This window comes from Vibrio brasiliensis LMG 20546, from assembly GCF_000189255.1.
Classification (GTDB): Bacteria; Pseudomonadota; Gammaproteobacteria; order Enterobacterales; family Vibrionaceae; genus Vibrio; species Vibrio brasiliensis.
Map to the genome: position 1 here is coordinate 141,728 of NZ_AEVS01000049.1, position 25,821 is coordinate 167,548.

Annotated in this window: 27 protein-coding genes and 2 tRNA genes; 9 read left to right on the forward strand and 20 right to left on the reverse strand. The window is 45.4% G+C overall.

Features of this window, described 5'->3' with window-relative positions:
• The 3 genes from RH46_RS08320 to RH46_RS08330 all read left to right on the forward strand — a co-directional run bounded on the left by RH46_RS08320 (position 1) and on the right by RH46_RS08330 (position 995).
• Positions 1–639: a sugar transferase gene (locus tag RH46_RS08320; RefSeq protein WP_006878969.1), complete on the forward strand. Its 639-nt coding sequence runs from the start codon at positions 1–3 to the stop codon at positions 637–639.
• Between the two features lie 156 nt (positions 640–795).
• Positions 796–872 (forward strand) — tRNA-Val (locus RH46_RS08325).
• 46 nt (positions 873–918) lie between these two features.
• A tRNA-Val gene (locus RH46_RS08330) sits at positions 919–995 on the forward strand.
• Between the two features lie 83 nt (positions 996–1,078).
• Here the strand turns inward: RH46_RS08330 and RH46_RS08335 are convergent.
• Positions 1,079–2,554 (reverse strand): multicopper oxidase family protein, encoded by a 1,476-nt coding sequence (locus tag RH46_RS08335; protein ID WP_006878970.1) that lies wholly within the window; start codon positions 2,552–2,554, stop codon positions 1,079–1,081.
• A gap of 82 nt (positions 2,555–2,636) precedes the next feature.
• Entirely contained in the window at positions 2,637–3,404 is a 768-nt protein-coding gene (locus tag RH46_RS08340; RefSeq protein WP_006878971.1) for a GGDEF domain-containing protein, read from the reverse strand.
• Between the two features lie 142 nt (positions 3,405–3,546).
• On the opposite strand from RH46_RS08340, the gene RH46_RS08345 reads away from it, so the two are divergent.
• Together RH46_RS08345 and RH46_RS08350 are read left to right on the forward strand one after the other, a co-directional pair.
• Positions 3,547–4,167, forward strand: a complete 621-nt coding sequence (locus RH46_RS08345) for an outer membrane beta-barrel protein (RefSeq protein ID WP_006878972.1) — start codon at positions 3,547–3,549, stop codon at positions 4,165–4,167.
• Between the two features lie 123 nt (positions 4,168–4,290).
• Positions 4,291–4,491, forward strand: a complete 201-nt coding sequence (locus RH46_RS08350) for a DUF2986 domain-containing protein (RefSeq protein ID WP_006878973.1) — start codon at positions 4,291–4,293, stop codon at positions 4,489–4,491.
• A 65-nt stretch (positions 4,492–4,556) separates the two neighbouring features.
• On the opposite strand, the gene RH46_RS08355 is transcribed toward RH46_RS08350, so the two are convergent.
• Positions 4,557–4,751 carry a hypothetical protein gene (locus tag RH46_RS08355; protein WP_006878974.1) on the reverse strand — a complete coding sequence of 65 codons (195 nt, stop codon included), beginning with the start codon at positions 4,749–4,751 and terminating at the stop codon, positions 4,557–4,559.
• Between the two features lie 70 nt (positions 4,752–4,821).
• Here RH46_RS08355 and RH46_RS08360 point away from each other — a divergent pair, with 70 nt between their 5' ends.
• Complete coding sequence (locus tag RH46_RS08360; protein WP_006878975.1) at positions 4,822–5,658, forward strand: alpha/beta fold hydrolase; 837 nt, start codon at positions 4,822–4,824, stop codon at positions 5,656–5,658.
• A gap of 88 nt (positions 5,659–5,746) precedes the next feature.
• Here RH46_RS08360 and RH46_RS08365 read toward each other — a convergent pair whose 3' ends face one another.
• From RH46_RS08365 to nirB, 6 genes are all read right to left on the reverse strand, one after another.
• Positions 5,747–6,643, reverse strand: a complete 897-nt coding sequence (locus RH46_RS08365) for a hypothetical protein (protein WP_006878976.1) — start codon at positions 6,641–6,643, stop codon at positions 5,747–5,749.
• Between the two features lie 149 nt (positions 6,644–6,792).
• Complete coding sequence (locus tag RH46_RS08370; protein ID WP_006878977.1) at positions 6,793–7,275, reverse strand: LabA-like NYN domain-containing protein; 483 nt, start codon at positions 7,273–7,275, stop codon at positions 6,793–6,795.
• 111 nt (positions 7,276–7,386) lie between these two features.
• Complete coding sequence (cobA, locus tag RH46_RS08375; RefSeq protein WP_006878978.1) at positions 7,387–8,145, reverse strand: uroporphyrinogen-III C-methyltransferase; 759 nt, start codon at positions 8,143–8,145, stop codon at positions 7,387–7,389.
• Positions 8,146–8,274: 129 nt separating this feature from the next.
• Positions 8,275–9,123, reverse strand: a complete 849-nt coding sequence (locus RH46_RS08380; protein WP_006878979.1) for a formate/nitrite transporter family protein — start codon at positions 9,121–9,123, stop codon at positions 8,275–8,277.
• A gap of 125 nt (positions 9,124–9,248) precedes the next feature.
• Positions 9,249–9,572, reverse strand: coding sequence for a nitrite reductase small subunit NirD (gene nirD, locus RH46_RS08385; RefSeq protein WP_006878980.1), 324 nt, complete (start codon positions 9,570–9,572; stop codon positions 9,249–9,251).
• Between the two features lie 15 nt (positions 9,573–9,587).
• Complete coding sequence (gene nirB / locus RH46_RS08390) at positions 9,588–12,143, reverse strand: nitrite reductase large subunit NirB (protein ID WP_006878981.1); 2,556 nt, start codon at positions 12,141–12,143, stop codon at positions 9,588–9,590.
• Between the two features lie 513 nt (positions 12,144–12,656).
• On the opposite strand from nirB, the gene RH46_RS08395 reads away from it, so the two are divergent.
• Complete coding sequence (locus RH46_RS08395) at positions 12,657–14,204, forward strand: methyl-accepting chemotaxis protein (protein WP_006878982.1); 1,548 nt, start codon at positions 12,657–12,659, stop codon at positions 14,202–14,204.
• Positions 14,205–14,448: 244 nt separating this feature from the next.
• Positions 14,449–15,495, forward strand: a complete 1,047-nt coding sequence (locus RH46_RS08400) for a GGDEF domain-containing protein (RefSeq protein WP_006878983.1) — start codon at positions 14,449–14,451, stop codon at positions 15,493–15,495.
• Here RH46_RS08400 and RH46_RS08405 read toward each other — a convergent pair.
• From RH46_RS08405 to RH46_RS08425, 5 genes are all read right to left on the reverse strand, one after another.
• Complete coding sequence (locus tag RH46_RS08405; protein ID WP_006878984.1) at positions 15,492–16,154, reverse strand: DUF2726 domain-containing protein; 663 nt, start codon at positions 16,152–16,154, stop codon at positions 15,492–15,494. The genes RH46_RS08400 and RH46_RS08405 overlap by 4 nt on opposite strands.
• Before the next feature lie 72 nt (positions 16,155–16,226).
• Positions 16,227–17,033 (reverse strand): transporter substrate-binding domain-containing protein, encoded by an 807-nt coding sequence (locus RH46_RS08410; RefSeq protein ID WP_006878985.1) that lies wholly within the window; start codon positions 17,031–17,033, stop codon positions 16,227–16,229.
• A gap of 9 nt (positions 17,034–17,042) precedes the next feature.
• Positions 17,043–17,807: a substrate-binding periplasmic protein gene (locus RH46_RS08415; RefSeq protein WP_006878986.1), complete on the reverse strand. Its 765-nt coding sequence runs from the start codon at positions 17,805–17,807 to the stop codon at positions 17,043–17,045.
• 90 nt (positions 17,808–17,897) lie between these two features.
• Positions 17,898–18,581, reverse strand: a complete 684-nt coding sequence (locus RH46_RS08420) for a response regulator (protein WP_006878987.1) — start codon at positions 18,579–18,581, stop codon at positions 17,898–17,900.
• Positions 18,578–20,197, reverse strand: coding sequence for an ATP-binding protein (locus tag RH46_RS08425; RefSeq protein WP_006878988.1), 1,620 nt, complete (start codon positions 20,195–20,197; stop codon positions 18,578–18,580). Before RH46_RS08425 ends, RH46_RS08420 begins: the two co-directional genes overlap by 4 nt.
• Positions 20,198–20,545: 348 nt before the next feature.
• Between RH46_RS08425 and RH46_RS08430 the strand changes: the two genes are divergently transcribed.
• Complete coding sequence (locus RH46_RS08430) at positions 20,546–20,770, forward strand: hypothetical protein (protein WP_006878989.1); 225 nt, start codon at positions 20,546–20,548, stop codon at positions 20,768–20,770.
• 47 nt (positions 20,771–20,817) lie between these two features.
• Here RH46_RS08430 and RH46_RS08435 read toward each other — a convergent pair whose 3' ends face one another.
• The 6 genes from RH46_RS08435 to RH46_RS08460 are packed head-to-tail and all read right to left on the reverse strand — an operon-like array spanning position 20,818 to position 25,678.
• Entirely contained in the window at positions 20,818–21,987 is a 1,170-nt protein-coding gene (locus tag RH46_RS08435; RefSeq protein ID WP_006878990.1) for a tetratricopeptide repeat protein, read from the reverse strand.
• Entirely contained in the window at positions 21,984–22,601 is a 618-nt protein-coding gene (locus tag RH46_RS08440; protein WP_006878991.1) for an energy transducer TonB, read from the reverse strand. Before RH46_RS08440 ends, RH46_RS08435 begins: the two co-directional genes overlap by 4 nt.
• Complete coding sequence (locus RH46_RS08445; protein ID WP_006878992.1) at positions 22,601–23,005, reverse strand: ExbD/TolR family protein; 405 nt, start codon at positions 23,003–23,005, stop codon at positions 22,601–22,603. The genes RH46_RS08440 and RH46_RS08445 overlap by 1 nt, the downstream gene beginning before the upstream one ends.
• Entirely contained in the window at positions 23,002–23,559 is a 558-nt protein-coding gene (locus RH46_RS08450; RefSeq protein WP_006878993.1) for a MotA/TolQ/ExbB proton channel family protein, read from the reverse strand. Before RH46_RS08450 ends, RH46_RS08445 begins: the two co-directional genes overlap by 4 nt.
• Positions 23,559–24,914 (reverse strand): MotA/TolQ/ExbB proton channel family protein, encoded by a 1,356-nt coding sequence (locus RH46_RS08455; RefSeq protein ID WP_006878994.1) that lies wholly within the window; start codon positions 24,912–24,914, stop codon positions 23,559–23,561. The genes RH46_RS08450 and RH46_RS08455 overlap by 1 nt, the downstream gene beginning before the upstream one ends.
• Positions 24,914–25,678, reverse strand: coding sequence for a DUF3450 domain-containing protein (locus RH46_RS08460; protein ID WP_006878995.1), 765 nt, complete (start codon positions 25,676–25,678; stop codon positions 24,914–24,916). The genes RH46_RS08455 and RH46_RS08460 overlap by 1 nt, the downstream gene beginning before the upstream one ends.
• Positions 25,679–25,821: the final 143 nt, after the last annotated feature.

Sequence of the window (25,821 nt, forward strand, 5' to 3'; positions counted from 1 at the left end):
ATGAGCAACGTATCAACACATATGTCTATCTGGTTAGCAAAACGTCTTTTTGACCTGTTCGGCGCTATTTTCGGCTTACTGCTGCTGTCGCCATTCATTCCCGCTATTGCTTTGGCGATTAAAATCAGCTCTCCGGGACCGGTATTTTACAAGCAGCTCAGAGTTGGTAAATCGACACCAGAAAAAATGGTCTTCTTCGAAATCATTAAATTCCGCACCATGTATCAAGACGCTGAGCAACGTACCGGGGCAGTATGGGCTACCGAGAATGATCCTCGCATCACTCCAGTAGGTCGCTTTCTGCGTAAAACCCGTCTTGATGAGATCCCTCAACTTTTCAACGTAGTGATGGGAGATATGTCGTTGATTGGCCCACGCCCGGAACGTCCAAGCTTCTACAACAAGTTAGAGACTGCCATTCCCTACTTCGCTGACCGTACCTATGGTGTAATGCCAGGTATTACCGGACTGGCCCAGGTCAACCAAGGCTACGACACATGTATTGACGACGTGCGTCGTAAAGTGGGTTATGACCATAGTTACGCACTTTCGCTATGTTCGATGAAGTCATGGTTGACAATGGACATGAGTATCATCACAAAAACCATCATTGTGATGTTTGATGGTCGAGGTCGATAGGCACTGCATGTGTGTGATTTAATGCACATTTTGCTATCTAGCGTGAATAAAACAGCAACAATTCGCTTAGATATAAAGCAAACAGGCTAAAATCGATAAAAATGCTCTTGCACGATTGAATAACTCTCGGTAACATCCGTTTCGTTCTTAAGGAATGGGTCCGTAGCTCAGTTGGTTAGAGTACTACCTTGACATGGTAGGGGTCGGCGATTCGAGTTCGCCCGGACCCACCACTCCTTAAAGCCATACTAAAACCAAAGTATGCCGAACATTAAATTTGGGTCCGTAGCTCAGTTGGTTAGAGTACTACCTTGACATGGTAGGGGTCGGCGATTCGAGTTCGCCCGGACCCACCAAATTTAGTTCTCAGGAACGAAACGCAAAGCCCGCTTAATAGCGGGCTTTGTTGTTTTGACGCCATTGAGTAGCGTCGAAGTCATTATTCCACGGTAAACTGCCCCATCATACCGGCATCCTCATGCTCCAGAATGTGGCAGTGATACATGAACGGGTATTGTCTGTCCGCCGGAACGTCAAACTTGAGTAACACTTCTGTGACGCCTTCGTTCACATCTACCGTATCTTTCCAACCTCGGTCAGCATCAGCTGGTGCTACACCGTTCTGAGACAGGATCAAGAACGAAGTACCGTGCATATGGAAAGGATGGCGCATTTCTTCTCCACTAATTCGCCACAACTCTAGTTGACCCAATTTGCTGGTGTGGTTGATATGTTTCATATTCATCGATCGACCATTGATCGAGAACATGTTGTGGTGAGCATGCATTGAATCGCTTTGCTGTTCGCCTTCCATATCCATTTGCAACACAAAATCTCGCTCTACGGCGACATCTGTCAATTTATACCCAAGGATATGGTTAAGCTTTTCTGGTAACTCACCTTGAGCTTCTAATTCTGGGGTCGCTCTCAGCTCTAACGCCAGTTGTGGCTTAGCCGCAAACAGCGACAACCATAAATCTTCCCCGCCAATGAAGTCGCACAACAGTTGTCGGCTGGCTATCTGACTCATATCAATCATGATTTCGTTGCGTTCGCCCGGCGCCATTATCAGTTCGGACATAGGTACAGGCCTTTCCAGTAATCCGCCTTCGGTGGCAATCTTGTAAAAGCTTGATGAGTCTTCTAAGCGATAGCGGTGATAACGCGCATTGGAACCATTGAGAAGTCGCAATCTGACCCAGCCCTGTGGCACTTCCTTATATGGCGCAATTGAGCCATTAACCACCAGCGTATCTTCTTTTAGCCCCTCCATGATTTGTTCCATGGTGACCGAGTAAGGACGCATCACGCCATTGACAAATGTTCTGTCCTGAACCGCTAATGGTATATCGTTAACACCATACACTGAAGGTAGGTTAAGACTTGCGCTATGCTGATCTTCTATAATGTAAATCCCTGCCAGACCTGCGTGGACTTGCTCGGCGGTTTTACCCATCATATGAGGATGGTACCAACTTGTTCCTGCTTGTTGGATGATGTCGAACTGGTAAGTAACTTGCTCACCTGGTTTGATGATGTTTTGAGGTCCCCCATCCCATCGACCCGCCACATGGAGTCCATGACCATGAATAGTTGTCGGCTCACTCAGTTGGTTTCTAAACGTTACTCTGGCTTGCTTGTCTTTATATAGCTTAATGGTTGGGCCAAGGTAGCTACTATTAAAACCCATTGTTTTGCTCTTGAGTCCAGCGTAGAACTCATGCTGCATATCTTGTGCGGTAACGATCACCTCTCCTAGGCTAGAGTCCAGCAGTTCCGGAACAGGCAGGCGACTATGACTTGTGAGAGCACGGGAAGAGGTTAACTGGTTGCTGAACGTATAGCCTATTCCACCAAGACTTGCCGTTGCTACTGCGGCACCACCGATAAGAAAGCTTCGTCGATTTTTATCCATATTCGATCCTAATTAAATTTCTAGGTCTATTTTCGCTTCGAATATGTGAAAAAAATGTAAACCAGCCTAATGCTTTGATTGGCTATCGAGTATCTTCTCGTTTATTTCGATTTTTCATTTGGTACATACGGTCGTCCGCACTGGATATTGCATCATCTAACCCAGAGCTTAGGGTCGCCTCACCGTATGAGAAGCGCAGTGCTTTGTCTTTGGCTAAAATATTCAGCTGCTTCAGTATGCTAGTGGACGAGTGTCTATTACACAGTAGAATAAACTCATCACCGCCTACTCGAAAACGTTCGATAGTGTCAGGTAGTGCTTTTAGGATATTCGCAAAAGTGACGATCAGTTCGTCTCCCGCATGATGCCCCTCAATGTCGTTCACTTTTTTCAAACCATCAAGGTCAATATAGATCAAGCTAGTATCATCACTAATCGATTCAAATTGTTTTAAACGTCGGCGATTGCTCAATCCAGTAAGTTCGTCGTAATAACTGTGCTCCATGTAGTGATTAATAATTTTATGAAGACCGAACGTGGCTGAACACAGGCCCAGAATATACATAGAATCTATGATCACCATAAAGTCTGATGTGCCAATACCAATAAAAGCTGTCGTCTTGTTTAACTCTAATGCGACGCCAAGCAAACTTGATAGAATCAGGAGTAAAATACCAACCATCAGCCATGCTGATTTAGCCAGAAACTCACTCGCTCTAAAAACAATAAATATGTAAACAGCGCACGCTATAATTTCCAAAATAATTTCATACAGTTGCTGTTCATTTACCGAAGCAAGCACACTGATTGACATCAATAGTAAAGCTATCGCCATGAATACGCGTAACATATTCCCTCCTTGGCAGTCGTCTCCTATGATTCTAGTCCTTAAACCATTACTCGATCTTACGCAGGCTTACAAAACTTCCATCGATTCCCCCCACCTATGCGTTTAAAGTTGCTCTGTTTACAATCGATATAAGAAGTTCGCTATGTTCAAGAAATCCCTTTATCTACTCCCTCTTCTCTCATTAGCGTCAATCAAAGCCTTCGCCGATAGCAATATCGTCTATGAAATGTCACACATTGGTTTCGGCTACAGACATGCCAGTTTAGATGCTGGAGCAACAGAACCTTACTTAAACGGTAAGTACAGTAACGACGTGGATAAGACCTATGGCGGTCTGTATGTAGACCTCGGCCTGAGCTTGACCGAGTCACTATTCCTAGAAGGGAATGCAAGCTTTGTCACTCGCTTTAGCTCTGAAATCGACACATGGCAAGCCGGCGGTGGATTCAACGTTCCTGTCTCACCTTTAGTCGCACTGCCTTTGTCGTGTGGTGCCATCAACTATCGTGCAGATAGCGATTACTCGCCTTCTTATTCAGAGAAAGCCTTGTACTGTAAAGGCGGCGCAAGAGCACAAATTGCAAAACATTGGCTTATAGATGCTTCTTATCAACACGCTTTTCTCGATGTTGCTAAAGACACTTATCGTCTGAACAACGTGTTCCAATTTGGTTCTGTGTTTGGCTTTACTGCTGGACTAGAGTACGCAAAGAGAAACAAGTCAGAAACAGCATTTACGGTAGGACTTCAGTTTACCCTTTGAGTCATTACATCGGTTCACAAGACAAGCATGAAGGCTAATGGTTACCAATCCATTAGCTGATGTTGGTGCTTTGAGTGCTATTTTTTGATAGGATTTGCGGCTAATTTAGTACTGAGCGATACCATGAACCGTAAAAAGAAGATCAATAGTATCTTAAAAGCTAAGCTGAAAAAGAAAAATGCCAAGCTGCATAAGAGTAATAAGCCTCGCTATATCTCAAAAGCGGAGCGCGCTAAACTCGATGCCGAAGAGGCAAGCACTACCAGTGAAGAGTCGCTACCAGAGCAAGAATCTGCGGCAAGCGAACAACAATCGCAAGACTAACTTCCAGATAAGAAAAAGCCAGTCAGGTACTCCTGACTGGCTTTTTTACTTGTTGGCATAAGTTATCACTGCTTTTGGTCATAGCTGCCATCAAAAGAGACCAGTTTGATCTCCAGTTGAGCTCCAAAGTAGCGCAAAGCTAGCTTAGGATCTTGGTTCTCGGTGACTTTTTTACCTAAGGTTTCCAACAGCTCAGCCATAAAATCTTTAACTGGTTGCTCTGCGTCAGCCAAATGTTGTTCAAGTGTGTGATTGTTCATCAAATTCCTAGCCATAACGTTATCAATCAATCGTTTATAGTTAAGTCCTTATTCAACAGAGGACATTACAATGGAAACTATAAAAACGATCTTAAATGGCAATCACTACCGCTATTCCTTTCACCACTGTGAAGGCTCAGATCAGTACGCTATTTTTTTACTGGGAGCATTGCAGGACATTGAAAGTGTCCATAGCTTTTCTACCTATTTTGCGACTAAATTGAACTGTATTACCATCGAAGTCCCCGGGACAGGCCATACAGAAAATCTTGAGTCGACTGTGAGCATACGTTCTCAAGCGATTATGTTGCGCGATTTTATCGAGTATTTAGGTGTAAGAAATGCTCATATTATTGGCTTTTCTTATGCTACAGCGGTCGCTGTCGAACTGTGCGATATTTGGCCACATGTGCTGTCTATGTCTATTTGTGGTGGCGTCCCTGGCATCCCTTCTTCGGGGCGCCTGGCAACCAAAAAGATGATCGCCGCGGCCATGGATAGCCCAAGCAGCTTTGCCAAATCATTTACAGAGTCGCTTACCGTGAACAACAGTGATATTCCGCGCAATAGAGCCATCATCAAAGCGACGGTACGCAATATCACCAATATGTCTCAGCAACGCATCGACGTGTTCTTTGAAAACTCGGTCAGATTACTGGTTCATACGCCATCAAACATCTCTAACATTTCAGTACCCTGCACTGTCTGTGTCGGTGAGTTTGACCCGTATGTCACTAAGGAAACTGCTCAAATTTTTGCTAGTCAGCTGAAAAACGGACGCCTTGTGGTGATAAAAAATGCCGACCATTTGGTGCATTTGCAATATCCCGACAAGGTTGCCGCTATCATGTTAGCTCAAGCTAATGCAGCAATGACGCTTAACGACACTCTATTAGCGCTAACCTAAATAAGTAACTAATATTGTCATTTCTTCGCTAGATATAATCAACTCAAGGCTCTGCGCAATTTGAGTTGATTATTTCCACTTGAACATATCAGATCACATTTTTTATGTAGATCTTTGATAGAGTCGTCAGTATTTCGACCGCGCGTACCTTACATTCACCATTCAAATGGCGTAACGCTTCGACAATGAGTGCATCTCGGAGGTGTTGGATTTGACGTAGTTGATGGAACTGCGGGAACATGCGCATCTCACTGGTGAAATTAACATGCGAGTTAAGTTCAAAACCGAGTTTAACCCGGAAGCCTATCGCTACCGAGAAGTCTCTCACCTTGTTTACGTCTTCAAGCTGCTGATATTGATATTCGGAAAGCCCCAAAACACGCGCGATAACATCGATTGGGATTTGATGCTCAGTGCGAAAGCGTTTTACTGTTATCGCTACGGAACGATAGTAATCAATAGCAAACGCATTGATATCTAGTACTGGTGGGGGTAGGAGTTCGTTATAAACAATTGCTGGGTCAACTTGTGATTCTATTTCGGCGCGAAAAGTCTGGAAGTGTGCACGCCCCTCTTCGCTCATCATATTACTGACAAGATCAAGGTAGAGTTCAAACTGTTCACTAGGCAGACGCCCAATGCAATATAAGGCTTCAATCGCCTTCTCATCCATTCCGCGATAATGCTCTCTCATTTTGAGCGCAAAATAGAAACTGGTCATGGGTACCATCATAACCCATGACATGGCAGCGACGACATGTATTGGTCTTATCGAATGATAGCTTTGCTGCATGTAGCGTTTCAGGGTGGAAGCATTGATGCCCGTAGTGCGCTGCTCTAAATCACGAAACGACATTCCTTGCGCCCGTCGAACAAATGACATAGATACGGCCATATCAGTATCGATAGTCTTCAGCAATGAATCCAGCGTTTCGATCTTCTGTTCTGAAACGCTGATTTTGACCTGATCAGCACGATTTAACATACAACAAAACCTAACTAAAACAACGAATAAGCCACCTTATCTGGTCAGGTAACCTTAACACATACAGGGGATTTATTGAACAGCCAGCACTGCTTACTGTGGTGTCGATTAAACATTCATCATTGTGTCAAAGTTTTAGCGCTTTAATGTCAGTTTCGTGTGATGAGTAGGTTTTCGTCGATTGGAATATAGTTATTCGCCACATCAATGAGTGACTGAGCGGTCAAACCAGGCACACCAAAGACATCAACCTTAGTGCCGAATCGGGATTGAATTCTGTCCACCAGCACATCGAAGTCACCATCACCAGATAGTAAGATCACGCGGTCAACTTGAGAGGCGGTTTCAAACACATCAAGGGCTAAACCTACGTCCCAATCCCCTTTTGCACTGCCATCATTGCGCTGGATAAATGGCTTAAGTTGGACGTTAAATCCAATTCCTCTCAGAATATGATGAAACTGGCGCTGCTTAGGATCATGAGAGGCAATAGCATAGGCATTAGCAGAGACGACTTCTCTGCCTTCAGTGGCGATATACCAAAACTGGTTATAATCGAAGTTGGCGCGATATTTATCTCGCGTGGTGTAATAGATGTTTTGAACATCAACAAATATAGCCACTTTTTCCATGGGTGCTCTTCAGCTGTGAATTGTGTCCCCGACTCTATCAGAATCGGCTTAGCAGCGCAGCATTGTCACGAACACCCATAACTAAATGACTGTAAAGCATTATGTCTTTTGTTAGTTGAACCACTTCAGTTTGTCATGTAACGAAGTGACGCTACCTACCACGATAAGAGCAGGACTTACCGCCTGTTGCGCCATCGTCGCCAGATCTTTTAATGGGCCAGTAAACACGCGTTGTTCACGACGCGTTCCGTTCTCGATGATCGCGCAAGAGATCTCTTTATCAAGCCCGTTTTCTAGTAGCTTTTCAGTAATATAACCACTCTGCTTGAGCCCCATATAGAACACCAGCGTGTTGTTCGACTGAGCCAGAGAGTGCCACTCAATTTCTCGACCGTCTTTTTGCACATGACCTGTAATAAACTGAACACTCTGCGCGTGGTCACGATGAGTGAGCGGAATACCAGCATACGCTGTAGCACCAGCCGCCGCTGTGATACCCGGTACCACTTCGAACTGAATTCCATGTTCAGCAAGCTCTTCTAACTCTTCACCACCGCGACCAAAAATAAACGAGTCTCCGCCTTTTAATCGAACGACTTTCTTGCCTTGCTGCGCTTTCTCAACCAGAAGCTGATTGATTTGCTGCTGCGGGACGCAATGATAATCAAGCTTTTTGCCAACGTAGATCATTTCAGCATTGGTGTTAGCTAAAGCCAGTATTTCCGGAGAGACTAAGCGATCGTAGACAACCACTTCTGCTTGCTGGATAACTCGATATCCTTTTACAGTCAGTAGGTCCGGGTCACCAGGGCCAGCGCCCACTAAAGAAACAAAGCCGCTATTGAGTAATGAGATGTCAGAAGCAGTCATAGTCACGCCTTTTGAGTAAATTTGAATATAAAGAGTATCACTCACTGCCGTTGAACAAAGTGGCTACTTTTTATAGTCAAATGCAAATAGGACTCAAGCCCCACGCTTTCACATGGGGCTTGATAAAGATTATTTAGCTAGTACAGGCTTAGCGTTTACTTCTTCTTGTTCAGAAAGCGCTGGTGCTGTTTTCGCATGAGTCAGGTAAAGAGGAATACACGTCATTAGCAGGCCGCCAACAATGTTACCCAGGATTGTAGGGATTAGGTTGAAGTTCAACCAAGTCGCAATACCAAAGTCGGCACCCAGAATCATACCTAGTGGGAACAGGAACATGTTTACTACTGTGTGTTCGAATACTAGCGCAAAGAAGATAAAGATTGGGAACCACATCATCGCAATGCGACCTGCTAGTGTGCGGCCTGTCATGTTACCAATGACACCCAGACACACCATCAGGTTACAGAAGATACCGCGCACAAAACAGGTAATCCAACCGTCCATACCCATGTTTTCAAAGCCCAGACTGCGTGCTGTTGATACCGCAATGAATTTTTGTGCCACTGCATTTGGCTCTAGTGAAAAGTTGCCTGTTAGAGAGACTGCAACAAGAACAGCAACAATCAGTGAACCGATAAGGTTACCAAGACCAACCAGACCCCAGCAGCGGAATACTCTACTCCATGTAATACCAGGACGGTTTTCAAACTTAGCTAAAGGAGCAAGACCAAAAACACCGGTCACAAGGTCGTAACCCATGACGCTAAGAATGACGAAGCCAACCGGGAAGACAAGCGCACCAACAACACCCATACCTGTCTGTACAATCGTCGTAATAGCAACAACAACTGCAAGAGAAAGGATGATACCTGCCATCGTGCCGCGAAGAAGCAAATCACGAGTGCTGGTTTTGGTTTTTGCTTCACCCACGTTAATCATGGTTTGTACAAATTCAGCAGGTTTAAAATCAGTAGACATGAATGTGTCCTTATTCAAAGTGAAAGTTAAAAGTTGAAATTGAATAGTGAAAGACTCGCTGTTTCTCTGTTCCCCAACTGAGAAACAGCAAGCCTTTAAGCTATTAAATCTCTCTTAACGCCTAGTTAAGCAGTGATCTCTACGTACCCTTTAACAACGCGTGCTTTGTACGCTTTGATATTGAACTGTTGATCTTCCATACAAATGCCTGTTGCCAGATTGAAGCGCTGCTTCTTTAATGGGCTTGCTACCCATAGCTCATCGCTATGTTCAACAATCAGGCCACGTGACAACACGTTTGATTGGTAGAACGGGTCCATATTGCTAATTGCGAATACTTCTTCAGCCTGAGTCGGACGAAAGATTGCAACTTGCTCTCCTTCAACCAGCGCACACACTCCAGTTCCCGGGATGATGTCTTCGATGTTACATACTTTGGTAAATGCCATGATATCGTCTCCCACTTAGACCAATTCCACGTGAAGGATATCGCCCTTCGCTTCAGGATGTTTTTCAGTAAATGTTGCCGGACGATGCTGTGCACGCTCTTGAACGAAAACAACATTGTCGTCACGCTGATCTGAGTTGATGAAATGAGCAAAACGTTTTAGCTGTGCTGGATCATTAACTGTGTCAGTCCATTCGCAGCGGAACTCTTCAACCAACTTAGCCACATCAGCTTCAAGCTGATCATTGATGCCTAGTTTGTTGTCAACAATCACTTCACGCAGGTAATCAACGCCACCTTCGAGATTTTCCATCCATACCGAGGTACGTTGCAGCGGTGCTGCTGTGCGGATGTAGAACATCATGAAACGGTCGATGTATTTGATCAGTGTCTCTTGGTCAAGGTCACTGGCTAGCAGGTCGGCGTGACGTGGCTTCATACCACCGTTACCACATACATACATGTTCCAACCTGCGTCTGTGGCGATAATGCCAAGGTCTTTGCCTTGTGCTTCAGCACACTCACGTGTACAGCCAGAGACACCAAATTTCATTTTGTGCGGAGTACGAATGCCTTTGTAGCGATTCTCAATCATTACACCCAGGCCAACTGAGTCCTGAACACCGTAACGACACCAGGTAGAACCAACACAGGTTTTCGCCATACGTAGCGCTTTGGCGTACGCCTGACCTGTTTCATAGCCTGCGGCAATCAGTTTGTTCCAGATAGCAGGAAGGTCATCTTTCTGCGCACCAAACAGACCAATACGTTGAGCACCGGTCACCTTGGTATAAAGGTTATATTCAGCAGCCACTTCAGCCAGCACTTTCAGGGCTTGCGGAGTCACTTCACCACCCGCCATACGAGGGATCACTGAGTAAGTGCCGTCTTTTTGCATGTTACCGAGGAAGTTGTCATTGGTATCATGCAACTTAACCAGTTCAGGTTTAAGAATATGCTCACCCCAGCATGAAGCGAGAATTGAACCAGCCAGTGGTTTACACACTTCACAACCGTAGCCTTTACCGTACTTCTCTAGTAGCTCTTCGAATGATTTGATCTCTTCGATGCGAATAAGGTGGAACAGCTCCTGGCGTGAATAAGCAAAGTGTTCACAAACATCGTTCTTTACTTCAACGCCCGCTTTCGCAAGCTCAGCATTAAGTACAGATGTCACTAATGGAATACAGCCACCACAACCTGTACCCGCGCCAGTCACTGCTTTGATATCACCAATAGTGTGGTGACCTTCCGCGACGGCCTGAGCAATTTTGCCTTTGGTTACGTCAAAACATGAACAGATAACCGCCGACTCCGGAAGAGAGTCTGCACCCAGAGTCGGTTTTTCAGCACCGGCATGAGCAGGAAGAATCAGAGTATCCGGATGTTCCGGTAGCTCAATTTCATTAAGCATGAGTTGCAGCAAGTCGCCGTAATCTGACGTATCACCGACCATGACTGCGCCAAGCAACGTCTTATTGTCTTGTGAAACAATCAGACGCTTATAGACTTCTTGCTCTTCGTTTTGGTAAACATAGCTCTTACAGCCTGGAGTGCGACCGTTTGCATCGCCAATTGAACCTACTTTCACACCAAGCAGCTTAAGTTTTGCAGACATGTCTGCACCTTCAAACTTACTCTCGTTACCCACAAGGTGATCAACCGCAACAGTCGCCATCTTGTAGCCCGGAGCAACCAAGCCGTAAAAAGTATTGTTCCAAGAAGCACATTCACCGATAGCGTAAACGTTCTTGTCTGTCGTCTGACAGTGGTCGTCGATTTCGATACCACCGCGAGGCGCGATACCTAAGCCCATTTGGCGAGCCAGTTTATCCTGTGGACGAATACCAGCGGAGAATACAATGAAGTCAGTTTCTAGCTCTGTGCCATCAGCAAAACGCATTACGTTACGCGCTTCTTTACCCTCAGGTGCAATTTCAAGCGTATTTTTGCTAGTGTGAACCGTCACACCCATGCTTTCGATTTTCTGACGAAGCTGATTACCACCCGCCTGATCAAGCTGTTCTGCCATCAGTTTCGGAGCAAATTCAACCACGTGAGTCTGAACACCCAGAGCCTTAAGCGCACCAGCAGCTTCAAGACCAAGTAGACCACCACCGATAACAACGCCGACTTTGCTCTTCTTGGCACAAGCCTCAATCGCTTTCAAATCTTCGATGGTGCGGTATACGAAACAGTCTTTACTTTCGCGACCTTTAATTGGAGGCACAAATGGGAATGAACCCGTCGCCATGATCAGTTTGTCGTATTGGATTTCACGACCTGAGCTCGAATGTACGATACGTTTTTCACGGTTAACGTTGATCGCTCGCTCACCAAGCAACATGTTAATGCCATGCTTGTCGTAAAAGCCTTCTTTTACAAGTGATAGTTCATCTGCAGTGTGGTGGGAAAAGTAAGAAGAGAGGTGGACACGATCGTATGCAACGCGTGGTTCTTCACAGAAGACAGTGATTTCATATTGAGAAGCGTCCGTCTTCTCAACGAGGTCTTCGATATAACGGTGTCCTACCATACCGTTACCGATAACGACCAGCTTCAACTTGCTCATAATACTTCCTAAGGGTTAGGTTCTTATCTGAGCTGATTGTTAATTATGAAAGAAAATTAATACATGATGTAAATCAATTACAGAATTAAACTACCCTAAAGGGGTAGGAACAGGATTTAACCAGCTAAAAGTCGTAACTAAATTACTATAACGAGTATTTAACTCAGAATTAATAAAAACCATCCAATTTTATTTAAACAGTTTGAAACTTCTGCTCACAACTCTCGCTTAGCTATGCAATCCACTCCATAGCAAGACGAACCCTTATTTTCTTGGAGCAACCTCACGAACAGCACGAAACAAAATGTAATTAGCTCACTTTTGCAACAGTTTTTTGCGAGCTATCATATTTCAACAAACCCATTTCGTATTAGTTCCTCAAATTGATTCATATCAAATATTAATCAAACCAGTGATGGTTATCATGCCCCGCTTTAAGTTACTAAAAAATAACAATTAAACAATTCGCTGCTTAAATATAGCAATATCAAAAACAAGGGAATGAATCTAAAAATGGATGGATCACCGCTCAACAAGGATTATTGCGCTTCAGCCAACCTCATATCGACGACCAATTCATCGAGCCATATAACCCATGCCAACGAAGATTTTTGTCATGTTGCTGGTTATTCGGAGTCGGAGCTGATCGGCAACCCACATAACATGGTTCGTCATGCTGATATGCCAAAGCAGGCGTTCAAACAGATGTGGGAATATCTAAACCAGGGTAAAAGCTGGATGGGTCTGGTTAAAAACCAGTGTAAAGATGACAAGCACTACTGGGTATCTGCCTTTGTAACGCCCATCAAATCTGAAAGTGGCGAGATCATCGAGTTTCAATCTGTCCGTTCTAAGCCGACTAAACAACAGACTGAGCGCGCTGAACAACTTTACAAAAAGCTGAGTAACGGTAACGCTCCCAAACTGCTGCGCCTCCCCTTAACAGCGGGATGTTTCTCCTTAGCGGGTATTACGACGCTGATTGCCTTGTTAGCGGCAATCGTAACTCCTGGCGCACTGGCATTTTTATTAGTGTTGTTGACCGCGTCAATTACTGGTGCGCTTTTCTATCAACGCCGTCGCGTTAACACCTTAACAAAACTTGCCAGCAAAGCGTATTCCAACCCGCTGATGGAAAAACCGTATACGAATCACTTTGATGATTACTCCGCTGTAGAACTGGCGTTGATGATGAAAAGCGCCGAACTACGAGCGGTATCTGCACGCGCCAGCGAAACATCTGGTCAGATCCTTGTGTCAGCGGAAGATGAGTTCGGCACAATTCAGTCAATTGGCCAGAGTTTGGATCAACAGTGCAATGAAACAGAGCAAGTGGCAGCCGCTGTCGAACAGTTAACCCACTCAATTAATGAAGTCGCCAATGCTGCTTCAGCTGCGTCAATGCTAGCAGAAGAAGCAGATCAGGAGTCTAAGCGTGGCTTAGAAAGTATTCAGCAGACCATGACTGAGGTGACCACTCTGTCGAATGAACTCAGCCGAGCCCAAGATATCATCAACGTTCTGGCCCAAGACAGCCAAAAGATCGATAGTATTCTTGAAGTTATCACCACCATTTCTGAACAAACCAATCTGTTAGCCCTTAACGCAACAATTGAAGCCGCCAGAGCGGGCGAAGCTGGACGAGGATTTGCCGTTGTCGCCGACGAAGTTCGAAACTTAGCTTCTAAAACGGGCACTTCAGCCAATGAGATTCACTCAATGATTCGTCATCTTCAGGAAACGGCAGATAGCGCTGTAGTCGCGATGGAACAAGGTATTGACCTCTCCTCACGCTGTAAAGAACGCGCCGATCAAACGGGCGGAGTGCTCGACACAATCTCAGACAAGCTCAATTCGGTTACTGATAGTAGCGTGCAGATTGCAGCGGCCGTTGAGCAACAAGCGAGCGTGACGCAGGAAATTAACAGCAATGTTGTTAATATCAAAAACCTCTCTGATGAGACATTGCGTACCTCTCAGTCATCCATTGAGCGCACAAGTTTGTTAGTTGATAAGATTGAGGGATTGCAGCGCCTGATGATCCAGTTCCAGGCTAAATAGCGAACTGGCACATTCTCGCCTCTCTTTAGCTCAACCAGATAAGAGAGGCGATTATTCTATTTGTTATAGGGCTTATTACGCCCACTTTTGGTGCATTGAAAAACATTTTTATCGTCAATTTTGTAGCGTCTTGGATTAGTGTGAAGTGGGTTTGTTTCAAACCTTGATTATGACCGTGAAAAGAATATTATGACTTGATATTCACTACTGGGCATATATTTACTCATTGAATAAGGCGGATCGCATGGAGCTCGACATATTCAACCCTTCGCGGCAGTTGCGCCGAGCCGTACTATTCTGGCTCAGTATGCTGTTAGCTTTTATGTCTGCGATCCTAACTGTCGTTAATATCGTTTCCGGCACCTTTGATTTCCATCACTATAATGAAGCCGCCTTTGGTTTGCTCTCCCTGGCTGTTGGTTATTTTACCTACCGTAAATACACCTCGAAACCGATTGTCAGTGCTTATGTGTACTGCCTGATCGCCTCTACCTGCATCGCAGCCTATTACTACCCGCTAAACTATGGTTTGTTTCTGTGGGCATATTTATTTCCAGTCGTGTTCTACTTTATCTTAGGTCGCCGTCACGGCTTCATAGCCACGTGCGTTGGCTTTGTTTTGCAGCTTGCGATTGTGTTAATCCGGATGATTAGCGAAGATCTTGGTAGTAGTCTTCACTTGGTTATTAATTTTTCTCTTGTTTTTATGACGATTTGGGTAACTGCCCATGTTCTTGAGGTCAAACGCAGAGTCTCTGAAGCCTCTCTGGGACAACTCGCTTCACGTGATGCCCTGACTGGGGTGTACAACCGACACGCACTTTCACACAATTTTGAGCGTTACCGTCAGGAAAGTAGCAAGCTGGCCATGTCACTGTTGATATTGGACTTAGATTTCTTCAAGTCTGTTAATGACCGCTATGGTCATGATGTTGGTGATACCGTACTTAGTCAGACCGCTGCATTACTTGATTCTTTGAGCGACGAACATTTGGTTTATCGTATCGGAGGAGAAGAGTTTTGTGTTGCGTTACATGATACTGGTTTAGATGCCGCTAAGTTGAAGGCGGAACAAATACGTAATTCGATCGAACAATACTGCTTTAACTCGCCGGAAGAGCCGATTGCGCTTACAGCCAGTATCGGTGTCTATTTGTGTAATCAATATGCAAACCTAGAGTCTGTTCTCAGAGAAGCGGATAAAGAGCTCTATCATGCTAAGCAGAATGGTCGCAACCAAGTTAAAGTTTGCAACCTTTCTCCTTCAAAACTCAGCTATTTGCAACCTTAGCCTTGCTGGTCTTCTTCAAAAACCACATTGTAGTTTTCAGTGTAAGTACAGTGTGGTTGGCGGCTACAAGTGAAGAAACGTCGACCTTTGTGCTCACCCTGACTAGCAATCTTAATAATCATTGGGCTACCACAGCGCTTACAAAAACGAACTTCTTTATCAGGCTCGATGAGATCAATATGCGCTGCCAGTAATCGGCGCAGTCTACTCACCTGATAACTATGTTTGATGTTAGCGCCAATTAGAGGAATACCCGCCGATTTACAAACGTGAATCAATAACTTCTGACGGTCAACCTTACCTTTGTCTAACTCTTTACCATTATCCAGTTCAATTGCGACACGTACTTCAAGGGTACGAGGGTCACAGACTACATAATCAAAATAGCTTTTTGCGATACGGTTATTGGCGATAAACCACTGCTTTTTGTCAGTCGCCATAGGTGTAATGACATTGGATAAATTAACTTTACTCATCACTACGCCATGCTGGCCTACTGCAGCGATAAGAGCATTATAGAATGCTGACTCTTGCCCCGATAATAGTGGCCCTTTCTTTTTATAGGCACAGTCTTTCAACTCATCTTGCTTGAGGTAGCGTTTCTGCACCACTACAAAGAAAATCACCAATATGCCAACGACAATAAAAACACTTTCCATCTGGCTCTAGCTAATCCTATATGAACTCAATATCTTGATTATTCGATTTTATACGCAGACAGCAACAGGTGGTTAGCGTTTTTGAGAGACAGAGGCAGGTAGCTCTAACTTTATGACCACTCTTTGTGCTGGTTTTAATTGTTCGATGCTCGCGCCCCAGTGTTTTTTAACCAGACGGTCAATCAATCCACTACTCTTTGCCTGGATGAGTGCTTGCTCTATTTTAGTACGGTAAGGAGCCATATCAGGCGATAAGTAGAATTTGAAATCCCTTTCATAGACCAATAGAAGTCGTTGCTCGATAGCAAGGTTAGGATGCTGTTCGGCTTCACTTCCCACTTCATTCAAACCACGAGGAAAATAGTTCACGGCACCATTTAATGTCAGTCGATCATACAGGTTGCGCCACTCTCCATCCTGCCGATAGATTTTCAGCCTATTTGCTCGCCAGACATCAACATCAAACCAGTTAACTCCCAAGCCCGCCACTTTTTGCGTCGCTCTAAGGTCATCCAGATCTGTCACCTTGTCGAACACAGGTTGTAACTTTGGTGGTATCAGGAGTACTCGTTTACCGATCAAGCCATTAGTCAGCGGAACGTCGATCGAAACGTAACGCTTGTCTCTTTCTTTGGTAGCAATCAGCCAAGTCATGCTTAGCTGGTTGGCCTCAACCATTTTCAACACTCGTTTTTGCGGAATATGTTCGCTTGGGACCTCAATACGAACATCATAACCGGCTTCCGTTAGAGCCTCATAGATGAGCTCGTGGTAATAGCGATGTCCCCCATCCATTTGCGAAGCCAGCGTCAGTGTAATGCTATCTTTTGCCATTGCCAGACTAGAAAAAGCACACAAGAGAACAGTAAATAACTTCATTAGGTTACCTTATCGATACTTATCCAAAATTTGCTGATAGCGACTGACACCACCTTGTTGGTTCGTTTTTTTAATCGCATCTAAACCTTTTTGCAACTGAGAAACCATTTGTTGATCGACCTCTAAATTGAAAGCAAAATAGAGCTCTCCCTCACGAAGAACGTACACCACTTCATACTCATCAGTATTGTAGCCGCCTTTTTTCAGCCACCATTTGGCTACGTTCTCTTCATAAGCCCATAGGTCAATACGGTCTTTGACCAGTTGACTGGCTAACGTATCTGGTACCGAACTTTCTATCATCGAATCACGTGGTACTCCAAGCTCAAGCAACAACTGCTCACCAACATCGTCACGAATAACGCCGATTCGGTATTGGGCTAATGAAATAGTTTGGTTGATGGTGATATTTCTTTCCCGTTTGGCCAACACAACAATTCTGGTTGAGCTGATAGGGCCCGCCCATTGAAAAATATGTTCTCGCAGTTGAGTACGAGTGGTTGAAAACAGCACTGTGTCTGGTTTTATCAACGCACTTCGATAGGCTCTCGGCCACGGCTGAACCTTGATCATATCCAGGCTTACCGGACTATCAACATGCTCACTGGCCGCAGTCAGAACATCTACTGCGATGCCCTGAATGACACCATCTTCTTGCTGATAATTATATGGAGGATACTGCTCAGTGAGGTAGTTTAATTGGTTGAGCTCACTACTACTCACCGCACCTGCGAAAAAGGAAAAGCTAATCGAAATAAGTGTTAAAAGTCGCATAGACGACCCCTACCAATTAATTACAGTCTACTAATTAATGTAGAGGTCGATCACGCTTTCGTCTAGCAACATCCAGCAGTGACAAGGACTTTAATTGGCTTTTTTATAAGTTCGCTCTGGCCGGCCTACTGAGCCATAGTTCAGATCGGCTTCTAGCTCTCCGGTACTAATTAAATACTCTAAATATCGCCTTGCCGTTGTACGACTTGCACCAATTTGTTCACCAGCTTCGTCAGCAGTAAGGTTAATGTTGTCTACAAATAGTGCCTTGATTTTATCAAGCGTAACGCCGTCTATTCCTTTAGGTAGGCGATTTTTTGGCGACTCACTGGCTGAGCTCGACTGAAGCATTTTGTCGACGATATTCTGGTCCAGATCGCTGGCATGATTAAGCTGATGTTTTTGCGATGTGTACTTTTTCAACGCGGCTTCAAGACGCGGAAATATAACGGGTTTGAGCAAGTAATCCACCACACCACCTCGCATTGCCTGTTGTAATGTTTCCACATCCCGAGCAGCGGTAATAAGGATAACGTCACAACTGAGGTTGTTGCTACGCAGTTCATGGAGAATATCTAACCCTGTTCCATCTGGCAGATAAACATCCAATAGTAGTAAGTCCGGAGCCAGCACTTCAAGTTGCAGGCCCGCTTCCAGCTTGGTTGTCGCAATACCTATCACTTCATAGCCACCGATCTGCTCTAAGTAACGCTGATGTAGCTGCGCTATTGCGAGATCATCTTCAATGATCATTACTCGCGTTACTGAGGTCATATCTGTTCTTCCTTAGGTAGGTACACCGTCATCCTTGCTCCGTGCTGTTTATTATTAACCATCTCCAATTCACCATGGTAGCGAATTGCTAATTCATTGATGAGATGTAAGCCAACGCCCCGGGTGGCTTTATCCTTGCTTGAGACTCCTCTCCTCACCAATGATTCTACACTCATATTTTCTGGCAACCCACATCCCTGGTCGATTACCTCTAAAATCACTTCGTTACCAAAGTCACTGATAGAGACCTCTATTGTACGTCGATGAGGTGCAAATAGAGACTCTTGTGTGATGGCTTCTCGCGTTGCATCGAAGGCGTTATCAATCAGATTGCCGAGAATGGTCACCAGGTCTTCTGGGTTAATTCGTTTCGGTAACGGCTGTAAGCGTGAGCCCTCTTCCACCACCAAACGTAAACCAAGTTCACGCGCGCGCTCTGTTTTCCCCAGCAACATACCGGCTATCAGTGGTTCTTTAACCGTTTCACGGAGAAACTCAATCAACGCTTGATAGTGCTCTGTCTCCTGACCGATTAAGTACTGTACCGCTTCAAGTTCACCCATTTGTACCATACCGCTGATGGTATTGAGCTTATTGCGATGTTCATGCGTTTGCGAACGCAACATCTCAGCGTACTCTTTAGTCTTTGCCAGTTGCTCGGTCAGTTCAGTCAAATCATCTCGCAAACGGAAACTCGAGACTGCCCCCACTACCTTACCATCGACTATGATTGGACTTCGGTTAGCAATCAATCGCTGTTTGTTAAGGTATAGGTTGATGTCATGGTCCGTTCTGGCCGTTTGCAGCACAGTTTGTAAATCACTATCAGGCAGAACTTCACTCAGAGGTCGATTAATTGACTGCTCTTTATTGAGATCCAGTATCTGACAGGCACTACGGTTAATCGAACGAAGCTTACCGGTGTCATCTATGGTGATGATACCTTCTTTCAAGGTCTCCAGTGTCACGTCAAGTTCTACATATAAACGACCAATTTCTTCAGGTTCGAAACCTAAGATAGCGCGCTGGAAACGGCGCGAGGCATAGCTGGAAATTACCGCATTAGCAGCAACAACAGCAAACGCCATCAGGATCAAATAAACAAGAAAGGGTTCTATGCGGTCTTGCAGTCTATCAAGCAGGTAACCCACGGATACCACGCCGATAATTTCACCCTGTGCGTTGAAGACCGCCGACTTACCACGAACGGAGTAACCGAGTGACCCCTTTGCCGTTGAAACATACGATTCGCCATCAACCAATGCACGATTGTTATCTCCGCCTTTCATTGGTTTGCCAATTCGCTCATCGAGTGGGTGAACCAGCCGGATGCCCTGACTATCCCCAACCACGATAAATGCAGCACCGATGAGGGTAGTTAAAGTACGATAACGCTCCTGACTCCGTTCATCAGGGCCATTCTCAATCATTTCGATGACATAAGGAGATTTAGCTAAAAATGAAGCGATGCCTAACGCTTTCTGGCCCATTTCATCTTCCTGGGAATGCTTTATATAGACAAAGCCGGCTGCAACGAGTAACAACAACTCGATCAACCCAGATAGCGTCATGATAATCAGCATTCGCTTGCGAAAACTGATGCTACTCCATTTCATAAATACTCCTTTTTACACTTGCAGGATAACACCCGTATAACACTGCAACGATGGGACAGTGAGTAATCTGTGAAGCTTACGAAGTTAAAATATTCTCAGTGGTTATAAAGGCAGCAGCGGACATAAAGAAAACGTTTGCGTAGTGATTAGAAGCCGTTTGTACAAATATAGAAATCAGTCTAATAATTGATCTGGATCATGAATAATTATGGTCATTTTCATACGAACCAGTCAGAAGTTTCGTATAATTATTGAGCACAATTAGTGTTAAACAACGTTAGTTCGGACAGTCAACTTTCACAAAAACACAACAATAATTTGGCTGCTGGTATGTCAGAGGAAAAGACGATGAAAAGGGATATTTTCGGCATTTGTCTATCTAAAAGTATGCTGTCAAACAACCTGTCGAGTACGTTTACTCATGTTAGGGCTTATCAAAAGTCTGACCAAAGCGAGGATGTCACTGTTATGCATGCATTTCCGCAAATGTCAGGTCAGGAACTGTTGACCAATATGAAGCAAACCAAGCGCTTGTTGTGGCGAGCAGAGTTCGTTTGCTCAGATAATAAATAATGCTGCTGGTTTGAAAAAGGGAAGCTTACCGCTTCCCTTTTTTTTGTTTAACCAGACGAAGTATCGTCCATTTTCCGAATCTGAGTTAAGTAACGAATCCAACTTTGCGCTTGACCTGATGAGTTGATTTGATCAGCGCGTTTGGCTTCAATCAACGCCTCTTCGATACGATTCAGTTTGAACAGCACCCGAGTTTTGGCCAATGCCACTTGTTCGCCACGTCCCTCAACCTTGTTCAACACTGGCAAAGCCGAACTGTACTCTCCCTGCTGAACCAGTAACTGGGCCAGATTCCAGCGATACTTTTTATCAAGTTGAGCAGTGCGCTGCCATATTTCAATCGCTTTGTCCCACTCTTTGGCAGATTGCCAGTAAATAGCCTGCTCCGATAACAGCTGAACATTACTCTCCGCCCCGTCTAGCTGGCTAATCTCTAACGCGGCACGCTCAGGGACGCCACGTTTGGCATAGAGCTGAGCTAACATACGGCGATCATTTTGTGTCAGATCCAACTTGTTTATCTTGGCCAGTGACAGAGTATCAAGTGCGTCTTTGTCGCGCCCTACTCTAATCTGTAACCCAGCCAGTTGTCGCCACCAGTTAACCTTGTCAGGTTGTAACGCAATAAGCTGTTTAAGAGTCGGAATCGCCTTAGACCATTGTTTCAGTTGCAGCTGAGCACCTAACTTAAGCGATAGCGGCTGCAGTGGCTCTTTGTTGACTAACTTAAGATAGCGATCAGTAGCAGGTATGACTTTGCTCCACTGTTCGATTTGGTAGTGAGCCTGAGCAATCCGCAGCCATATATCGTCCGCAGATTGCGTTTCCGGAGCCGTTTTAATTAGCTGGTAATAGTGCTTGATCGCCTGTTCAAAGTTCTGCTGATTGAGATATAAGTCCGCCAGCATACGCTCGGTAATCCAAGCCTGCTCATCCTGCAGCAACCCACTACTCACTGCTTGATTTAACTGCTTGATTGCCGCTTGAGGTTGATCATCTTGCCACAGATAGACACCTAACATACGTGCGATAAACGCTTGATCGTACGCTCGCGAAGTGTCGATCTGTTTAAGCTCACTAATCGCTTGCTTGAGCTTTTCATCTTGGGCAAGTTGATGGGCTTTCTGTACCCGAACCGCACTATACTGACTTAACTCCTGACTAAAGCTAGCCGTCGAAACTAGCATCAGCATTAGGGCTATTGTTTGTCTGATCATTGGGCTAGTTTAAACTCCACTCTGGCAGTTTGACCAAATTGCGCAATAGCTTTGCCATCCACAACTTTAGGTTGATACTTCCACTTTTTAAGGGCGATCATCGCTTCCCGTTCAAACATACGCTTAGGTTTCGCCTCCAAAACCTGTAGATCGGTAGGTCGGCCTGTCGGATCAATAGTGAACTTAATGACAACGTAACCTTCAATACCACGTTTTGATGCCTTACTCGGGTAACGAGGCTCTGCACGATACAAAGGCATCGCCTGTTGGTTGACACCAAAGTCACCAAATGTCGGTGCACTGATCGCCAGACCTTCAATCGCAGTGTTTAAACCCAGTGAAGGTTGCGACACAGGAGATAACTGAGTCTGCTCAACATTGGCCTGCGAAGTCGGCATCTGCTGTGGTACTTGCGGCGCTTTAGGCTGCTCAGGTACCGAGCGTTGACGTCTCTGGACATCCTGCTCATCTTCAAACATCACCATGTTGAAACTGAGCGACTGTCCTGCTTCAGGAGCGCGTCGATGACCACTGTCGACCATCAACGCCATGACGCTAAATATTGCCACTACGCATGCGAGAGCTACTGGAGTCGCTAATAGCAAACGAATCACTAAATCTTCTCCGCTGCTAAGGCAATATTGCGTACACCAGCACCTTTGGCGGCATCCATAACCTTCACTACCGTACCACTGTAAGCGTGTTCGTCGGCCTGAATAACAAGAGAAGCATCTGGTTTATCCAGAATCAGATGTTCAATCGTCGCCTGCACCCTTTCAACATCAACGATACGCTTATCGATATAGATGTCGTTAGCAGATGTGATTGCGACAAAGATACCCGCCTCTTTTTGGCTAACGACGTTTGACGCAGTAGGACGATTGACTTCAACTCCCGACTCGCGCACGAACGAGCTAGTGACGATGAAGAAGATCAACATAATAAATACGATATCCAGCATCGAAGTGAGGTCGACTTGCGCCTCTTCTTGCTTGTGATGACGTCGACCGAGTCTCATCGCTGGCTCCTTAATGATTTCTCTAATTTAATTTCTTTCATCTGGCATGCTTTAACCAGTCGCGCATAGCTAAACATACCCGTTAATGCAGCGACCATACCTGCCATAGTCGGCAACGTTGCCAGGGATATACCTGATGCCATTAACTTAGGGTTACTGCTGCCCTGATTAGCCATGACATCGAAAACCGAGATCATACCGGTAACGGTTCCTAGCAAACCGAGCATGGGACAGATTGCCACTAGTACTTTGATGATATTGAGGTTTTGATAAAGCACGGCGTGCGCTTCGGACAACCAGCCATCGCGAATTGAACGGGCATACCATGAATCGTGGTCACTACGCTGATGCCAAGCTGCAACCCATTGCTTTCTCAGCTTAGGAAAGTGGAACCAGAGGAACACGATGCGCTCTATCAGTATTACCCAGCTAAGCAATACCACGGCAGCCAGCCACCAAAGTACCTGTCCGCCCTGCTGCATAAACTGTTGCAGGGCACTTAACCAGGAGTTAGCACTGATCAATTCTGACAACAGAGCAAATAGCGCGTCCATTACGCTGCATTCCCTAATTGGTCATTAGTAACCGTGCTCTCTTTCTCGGCTTGTTCAGCGACCAGAGCAATGCCCTGCTTTTCAAGAATATTGCGAATCGACTCAGCCTGTGCACTGAGAATATTGTGCGCAAGCAGCAGTGGCATCGCGGCAATAAGGCCAAGCACAGTCGTAACCAGTGCCATTGAGATACCACCAGCCATTACTTTTGGATCTCCATTGCCAAACTGAGTAATGACCTGGAAGGTTTCGATCATGCCCGTTACGGTACCTAGCAGACCTAACATAGGAGCAAGTGCAGCCAGAAGCTTGAGCATTGATAGTCCTTTTTCAAGGCTGGCTTGCTCATCAACGACCGCTTCAAGCAGACGCAGTTCAAGAGCCTCAACGGTTTGGTTCTTACCCTTACTGTATACAGACAGTACACGGCCAAGTGGATTATTCGTTGGAACCTGAGGGGTCTTAAGTTGCTGGCGGATCTTCTGGCGCGCCACAGACAAGCTAATGCCACGTACCAACGCAATTAACAGACCGACAGCCAGTAAGCCAAGAATCACTTTACCTACCGCGCCACCAGCCTGCAGTCGGTCCATCATGCTCGGTGTCAACGCTAGCTGCTCTAACATCACACCACGTGAAGGGTCGACAACAAGTGATTCAGGCTGACCATTAAGCAGACCCGATAACGACTCGAGAGTCGGTCCATTCTCCGGCTGCTTGATGTAGGCTACCGCATCCTGCTTTGTGCCGTTCCAGTTGAGATAACCCTGTTCGCCAACCAGAGCAAATGCCCCCAAACGAACCGCATCGGCCTGATGAAGTTTGCCTTCACCATCGACAAAAGTAACTGTTGTTTGCTCAATTTCACGACTGGCCGTGATCTGCTCCGTTAATGCTGCCCATAAACCGGTAAGTTGCGGTAGTGACGGTAGTTTCATTGCCGCTACGATCTCATCCACTTGCTGAGTATGACTCTGCGCACCGGCACCTGTCACTGAGTGAGACAGTTCGGATTGGAGCTCTTTCGCGTTTTGCCTAACTACACCAAACACTTCGCCTAAGCTACCAGTTTCCAGACGAAGCTTCTCTTCGAGACGCGATAGCTGCTCTTCATTGTGACTAAACTCAGCCGCCAATTTGTCATTTTGCGCCTGGAGTGTTTGTTTTTGCTGCGAAAGCTGTTTTTTCAATTGGGCTAACTGCTGTTCAGTCTGCTTAAACCCTGCTTCTCGAACCACATTGTGTTGTTGTTGTGTTTTGGCTTCTGCTTTCGCTGACGATACAAGATCCGAAGCTGACACCTGAAACGAAAGTGCGCTAGCAGCAAACAGAGTAAATAGTGTTGAAGCTTTCATTAGTTCACCTCCGCTACTTGTAGCGACACAGGCAAAGTAATCAAGCTTGGTGCAACCTGTTTTGCTGCCATACTAAATGCTTTATCAAGCTCCGACTTCATCGATGGATCCACTTCAGACCATTGCTTTGCATTTTGATCCCATGCCCAGAAGCTATTGCCATTTAAACTGCGTGCAACCAGAGAGAGTCGACCAAGATAAAGTACATCCGCCTGACGACTCTCGCCATCAATAGACAGTTGCCCCTGATACAACCCCAGCTTAGTCCCGTAGTCCAGTTCAATCTGATACGCTTCGAGAATACGACGATACTTTTCCGCATCGCTGACGTCTGCTCTAACCATCATTTTTTCTAGCTTGGCAATACGTTGGTTACGTTGCTCAAGTTTGATTGGCACATCCTCAGCGGTAATCTGTTTTAAGCCATCAATCATCTGGTACATCAGTGGAACTATGCCCTGACGAGTAGATTTAATCTCATCAATTTGACGTTCTAAACTAATCACTTCCTGCTGCTGGCTATTAACCAGAGAAGTAAGGTGCTGGCGATAAACCTGAAGGTTATTCACCTCTTCCTGAAGTTGCTCAATTTCCGCTTTAAGGGTCAAAGTTTTTTCAGCGCTAGCGTCTATTCGCTTCTGACTTGAAGCAGAAGCCGCATTGGTTTTGCTTTGAATGGATTGGGCAGCATCCAGGCCAACGGCCATACTGCTGGTAGAGGCGATAGCAAGGCTAAGCGCCAAGCTTGTGGTAACTGAATTCATAACGTCTGTTTTTCACTGATGCCATTAATATAATTGAGAAGCAATCTCATTTGTAGATGCACATAGTAACCTGAATAAGCAAAATTGCAATTACTGTTGCACCGATACAAAAACAGGGAAAGGCGCACCCTTCCCTAGTCTCT

Excerpts from the sequence above, each read along its gene's own strand:
- RH46_RS08360 (WP_006878975.1), top strand. The coding sequence starts at position 4,822 with ATGGAAACTATAAAAACGATCTTAAATGGCAATCACTACCGCTATTCC.
- RH46_RS08370 (WP_006878977.1), bottom strand. The coding sequence starts at position 7,275 with ATGGAAAAAGTGGCTATATTTGTTGATGTTCAAAACATCTATTACACC.
- RH46_RS08455 (WP_006878994.1), bottom strand. The coding sequence starts at position 24,914 with ATGAAAGCTTCAACACTATTTACTCTGTTTGCTGCTAGCGCACTTTCG.
- RH46_RS08430 (WP_006878989.1), top strand. The coding sequence starts at position 20,546 with ATGAAAAGGGATATTTTCGGCATTTGTCTATCTAAAAGTATGCTGTCA.
- RH46_RS08415 (WP_006878986.1), bottom strand. The coding sequence starts at position 17,807 with ATGCGACTTTTAACACTTATTTCGATTAGCTTTTCCTTTTTCGCAGGT.
- RH46_RS08320 (WP_006878969.1), top strand. The coding sequence starts at position 1 with ATGAGCAACGTATCAACACATATGTCTATCTGGTTAGCAAAACGTCTT.
- RH46_RS08460 (WP_006878995.1), bottom strand. The coding sequence starts at position 25,678 with ATGAATTCAGTTACCACAAGCTTGGCGCTTAGCCTTGCTATCGCCTCT.
- RH46_RS08340 (WP_006878971.1), bottom strand. The coding sequence starts at position 3,404 with ATGTTACGCGTATTCATGGCGATAGCTTTACTATTGATGTCAATCAGT.
- nirD (WP_006878980.1), bottom strand. The coding sequence starts at position 9,572 with ATGGCATTTACCAAAGTATGTAACATCGAAGACATCATCCCGGGAACT.
- RH46_RS08420 (WP_006878987.1), bottom strand. The coding sequence starts at position 18,581 with ATGACCTCAGTAACGCGAGTAATGATCATTGAAGATGATCTCGCAATA.
- RH46_RS08345 (WP_006878972.1), top strand. The coding sequence starts at position 3,547 with ATGTTCAAGAAATCCCTTTATCTACTCCCTCTTCTCTCATTAGCGTCA.
- RH46_RS08400 (WP_006878983.1), top strand. The coding sequence starts at position 14,449 with ATGGAGCTCGACATATTCAACCCTTCGCGGCAGTTGCGCCGAGCCGTA.
- nirB (WP_006878981.1), bottom strand. The coding sequence starts at position 12,143 with ATGAGCAAGTTGAAGCTGGTCGTTATCGGTAACGGTATGGTAGGACAC.
- RH46_RS08335 (WP_006878970.1), bottom strand. The coding sequence starts at position 2,554 with ATGGATAAAAATCGACGAAGCTTTCTTATCGGTGGTGCCGCAGTAGCA.
- RH46_RS08365 (WP_006878976.1), bottom strand. The coding sequence starts at position 6,643 with ATGTTAAATCGTGCTGATCAGGTCAAAATCAGCGTTTCAGAACAGAAG.
- RH46_RS08355 (WP_006878974.1), bottom strand. The coding sequence starts at position 4,751 with ATGAACAATCACACACTTGAACAACATTTGGCTGACGCAGAGCAACCA.
- RH46_RS08380 (WP_006878979.1), bottom strand. The coding sequence starts at position 9,123 with ATGTCTACTGATTTTAAACCTGCTGAATTTGTACAAACCATGATTAAC.
- RH46_RS08405 (WP_006878984.1), bottom strand. The coding sequence starts at position 16,154 with ATGGAAAGTGTTTTTATTGTCGTTGGCATATTGGTGATTTTCTTTGTA.
- RH46_RS08445 (WP_006878992.1), bottom strand. The coding sequence starts at position 23,005 with ATGAGACTCGGTCGACGTCATCACAAGCAAGAAGAGGCGCAAGTCGAC.
- cobA (WP_006878978.1), bottom strand. The coding sequence starts at position 8,145 with ATGACTGCTTCTGACATCTCATTACTCAATAGCGGCTTTGTTTCTTTA.
- RH46_RS08425 (WP_006878988.1), bottom strand. The coding sequence starts at position 20,197 with ATGAAATGGAGTAGCATCAGTTTTCGCAAGCGAATGCTGATTATCATG.
- RH46_RS08435 (WP_006878990.1), bottom strand. The coding sequence starts at position 21,987 with ATGATCAGACAAACAATAGCCCTAATGCTGATGCTAGTTTCGACGGCT.
- RH46_RS08410 (WP_006878985.1), bottom strand. The coding sequence starts at position 17,033 with ATGAAGTTATTTACTGTTCTCTTGTGTGCTTTTTCTAGTCTGGCAATG.
- RH46_RS08395 (WP_006878982.1), top strand. The coding sequence starts at position 12,657 with ATGGATGGATCACCGCTCAACAAGGATTATTGCGCTTCAGCCAACCTC.
- RH46_RS08350 (WP_006878973.1), top strand. The coding sequence starts at position 4,291 with ATGAACCGTAAAAAGAAGATCAATAGTATCTTAAAAGCTAAGCTGAAA.
- RH46_RS08450 (WP_006878993.1), bottom strand. The coding sequence starts at position 23,559 with ATGGACGCGCTATTTGCTCTGTTGTCAGAATTGATCAGTGCTAACTCC.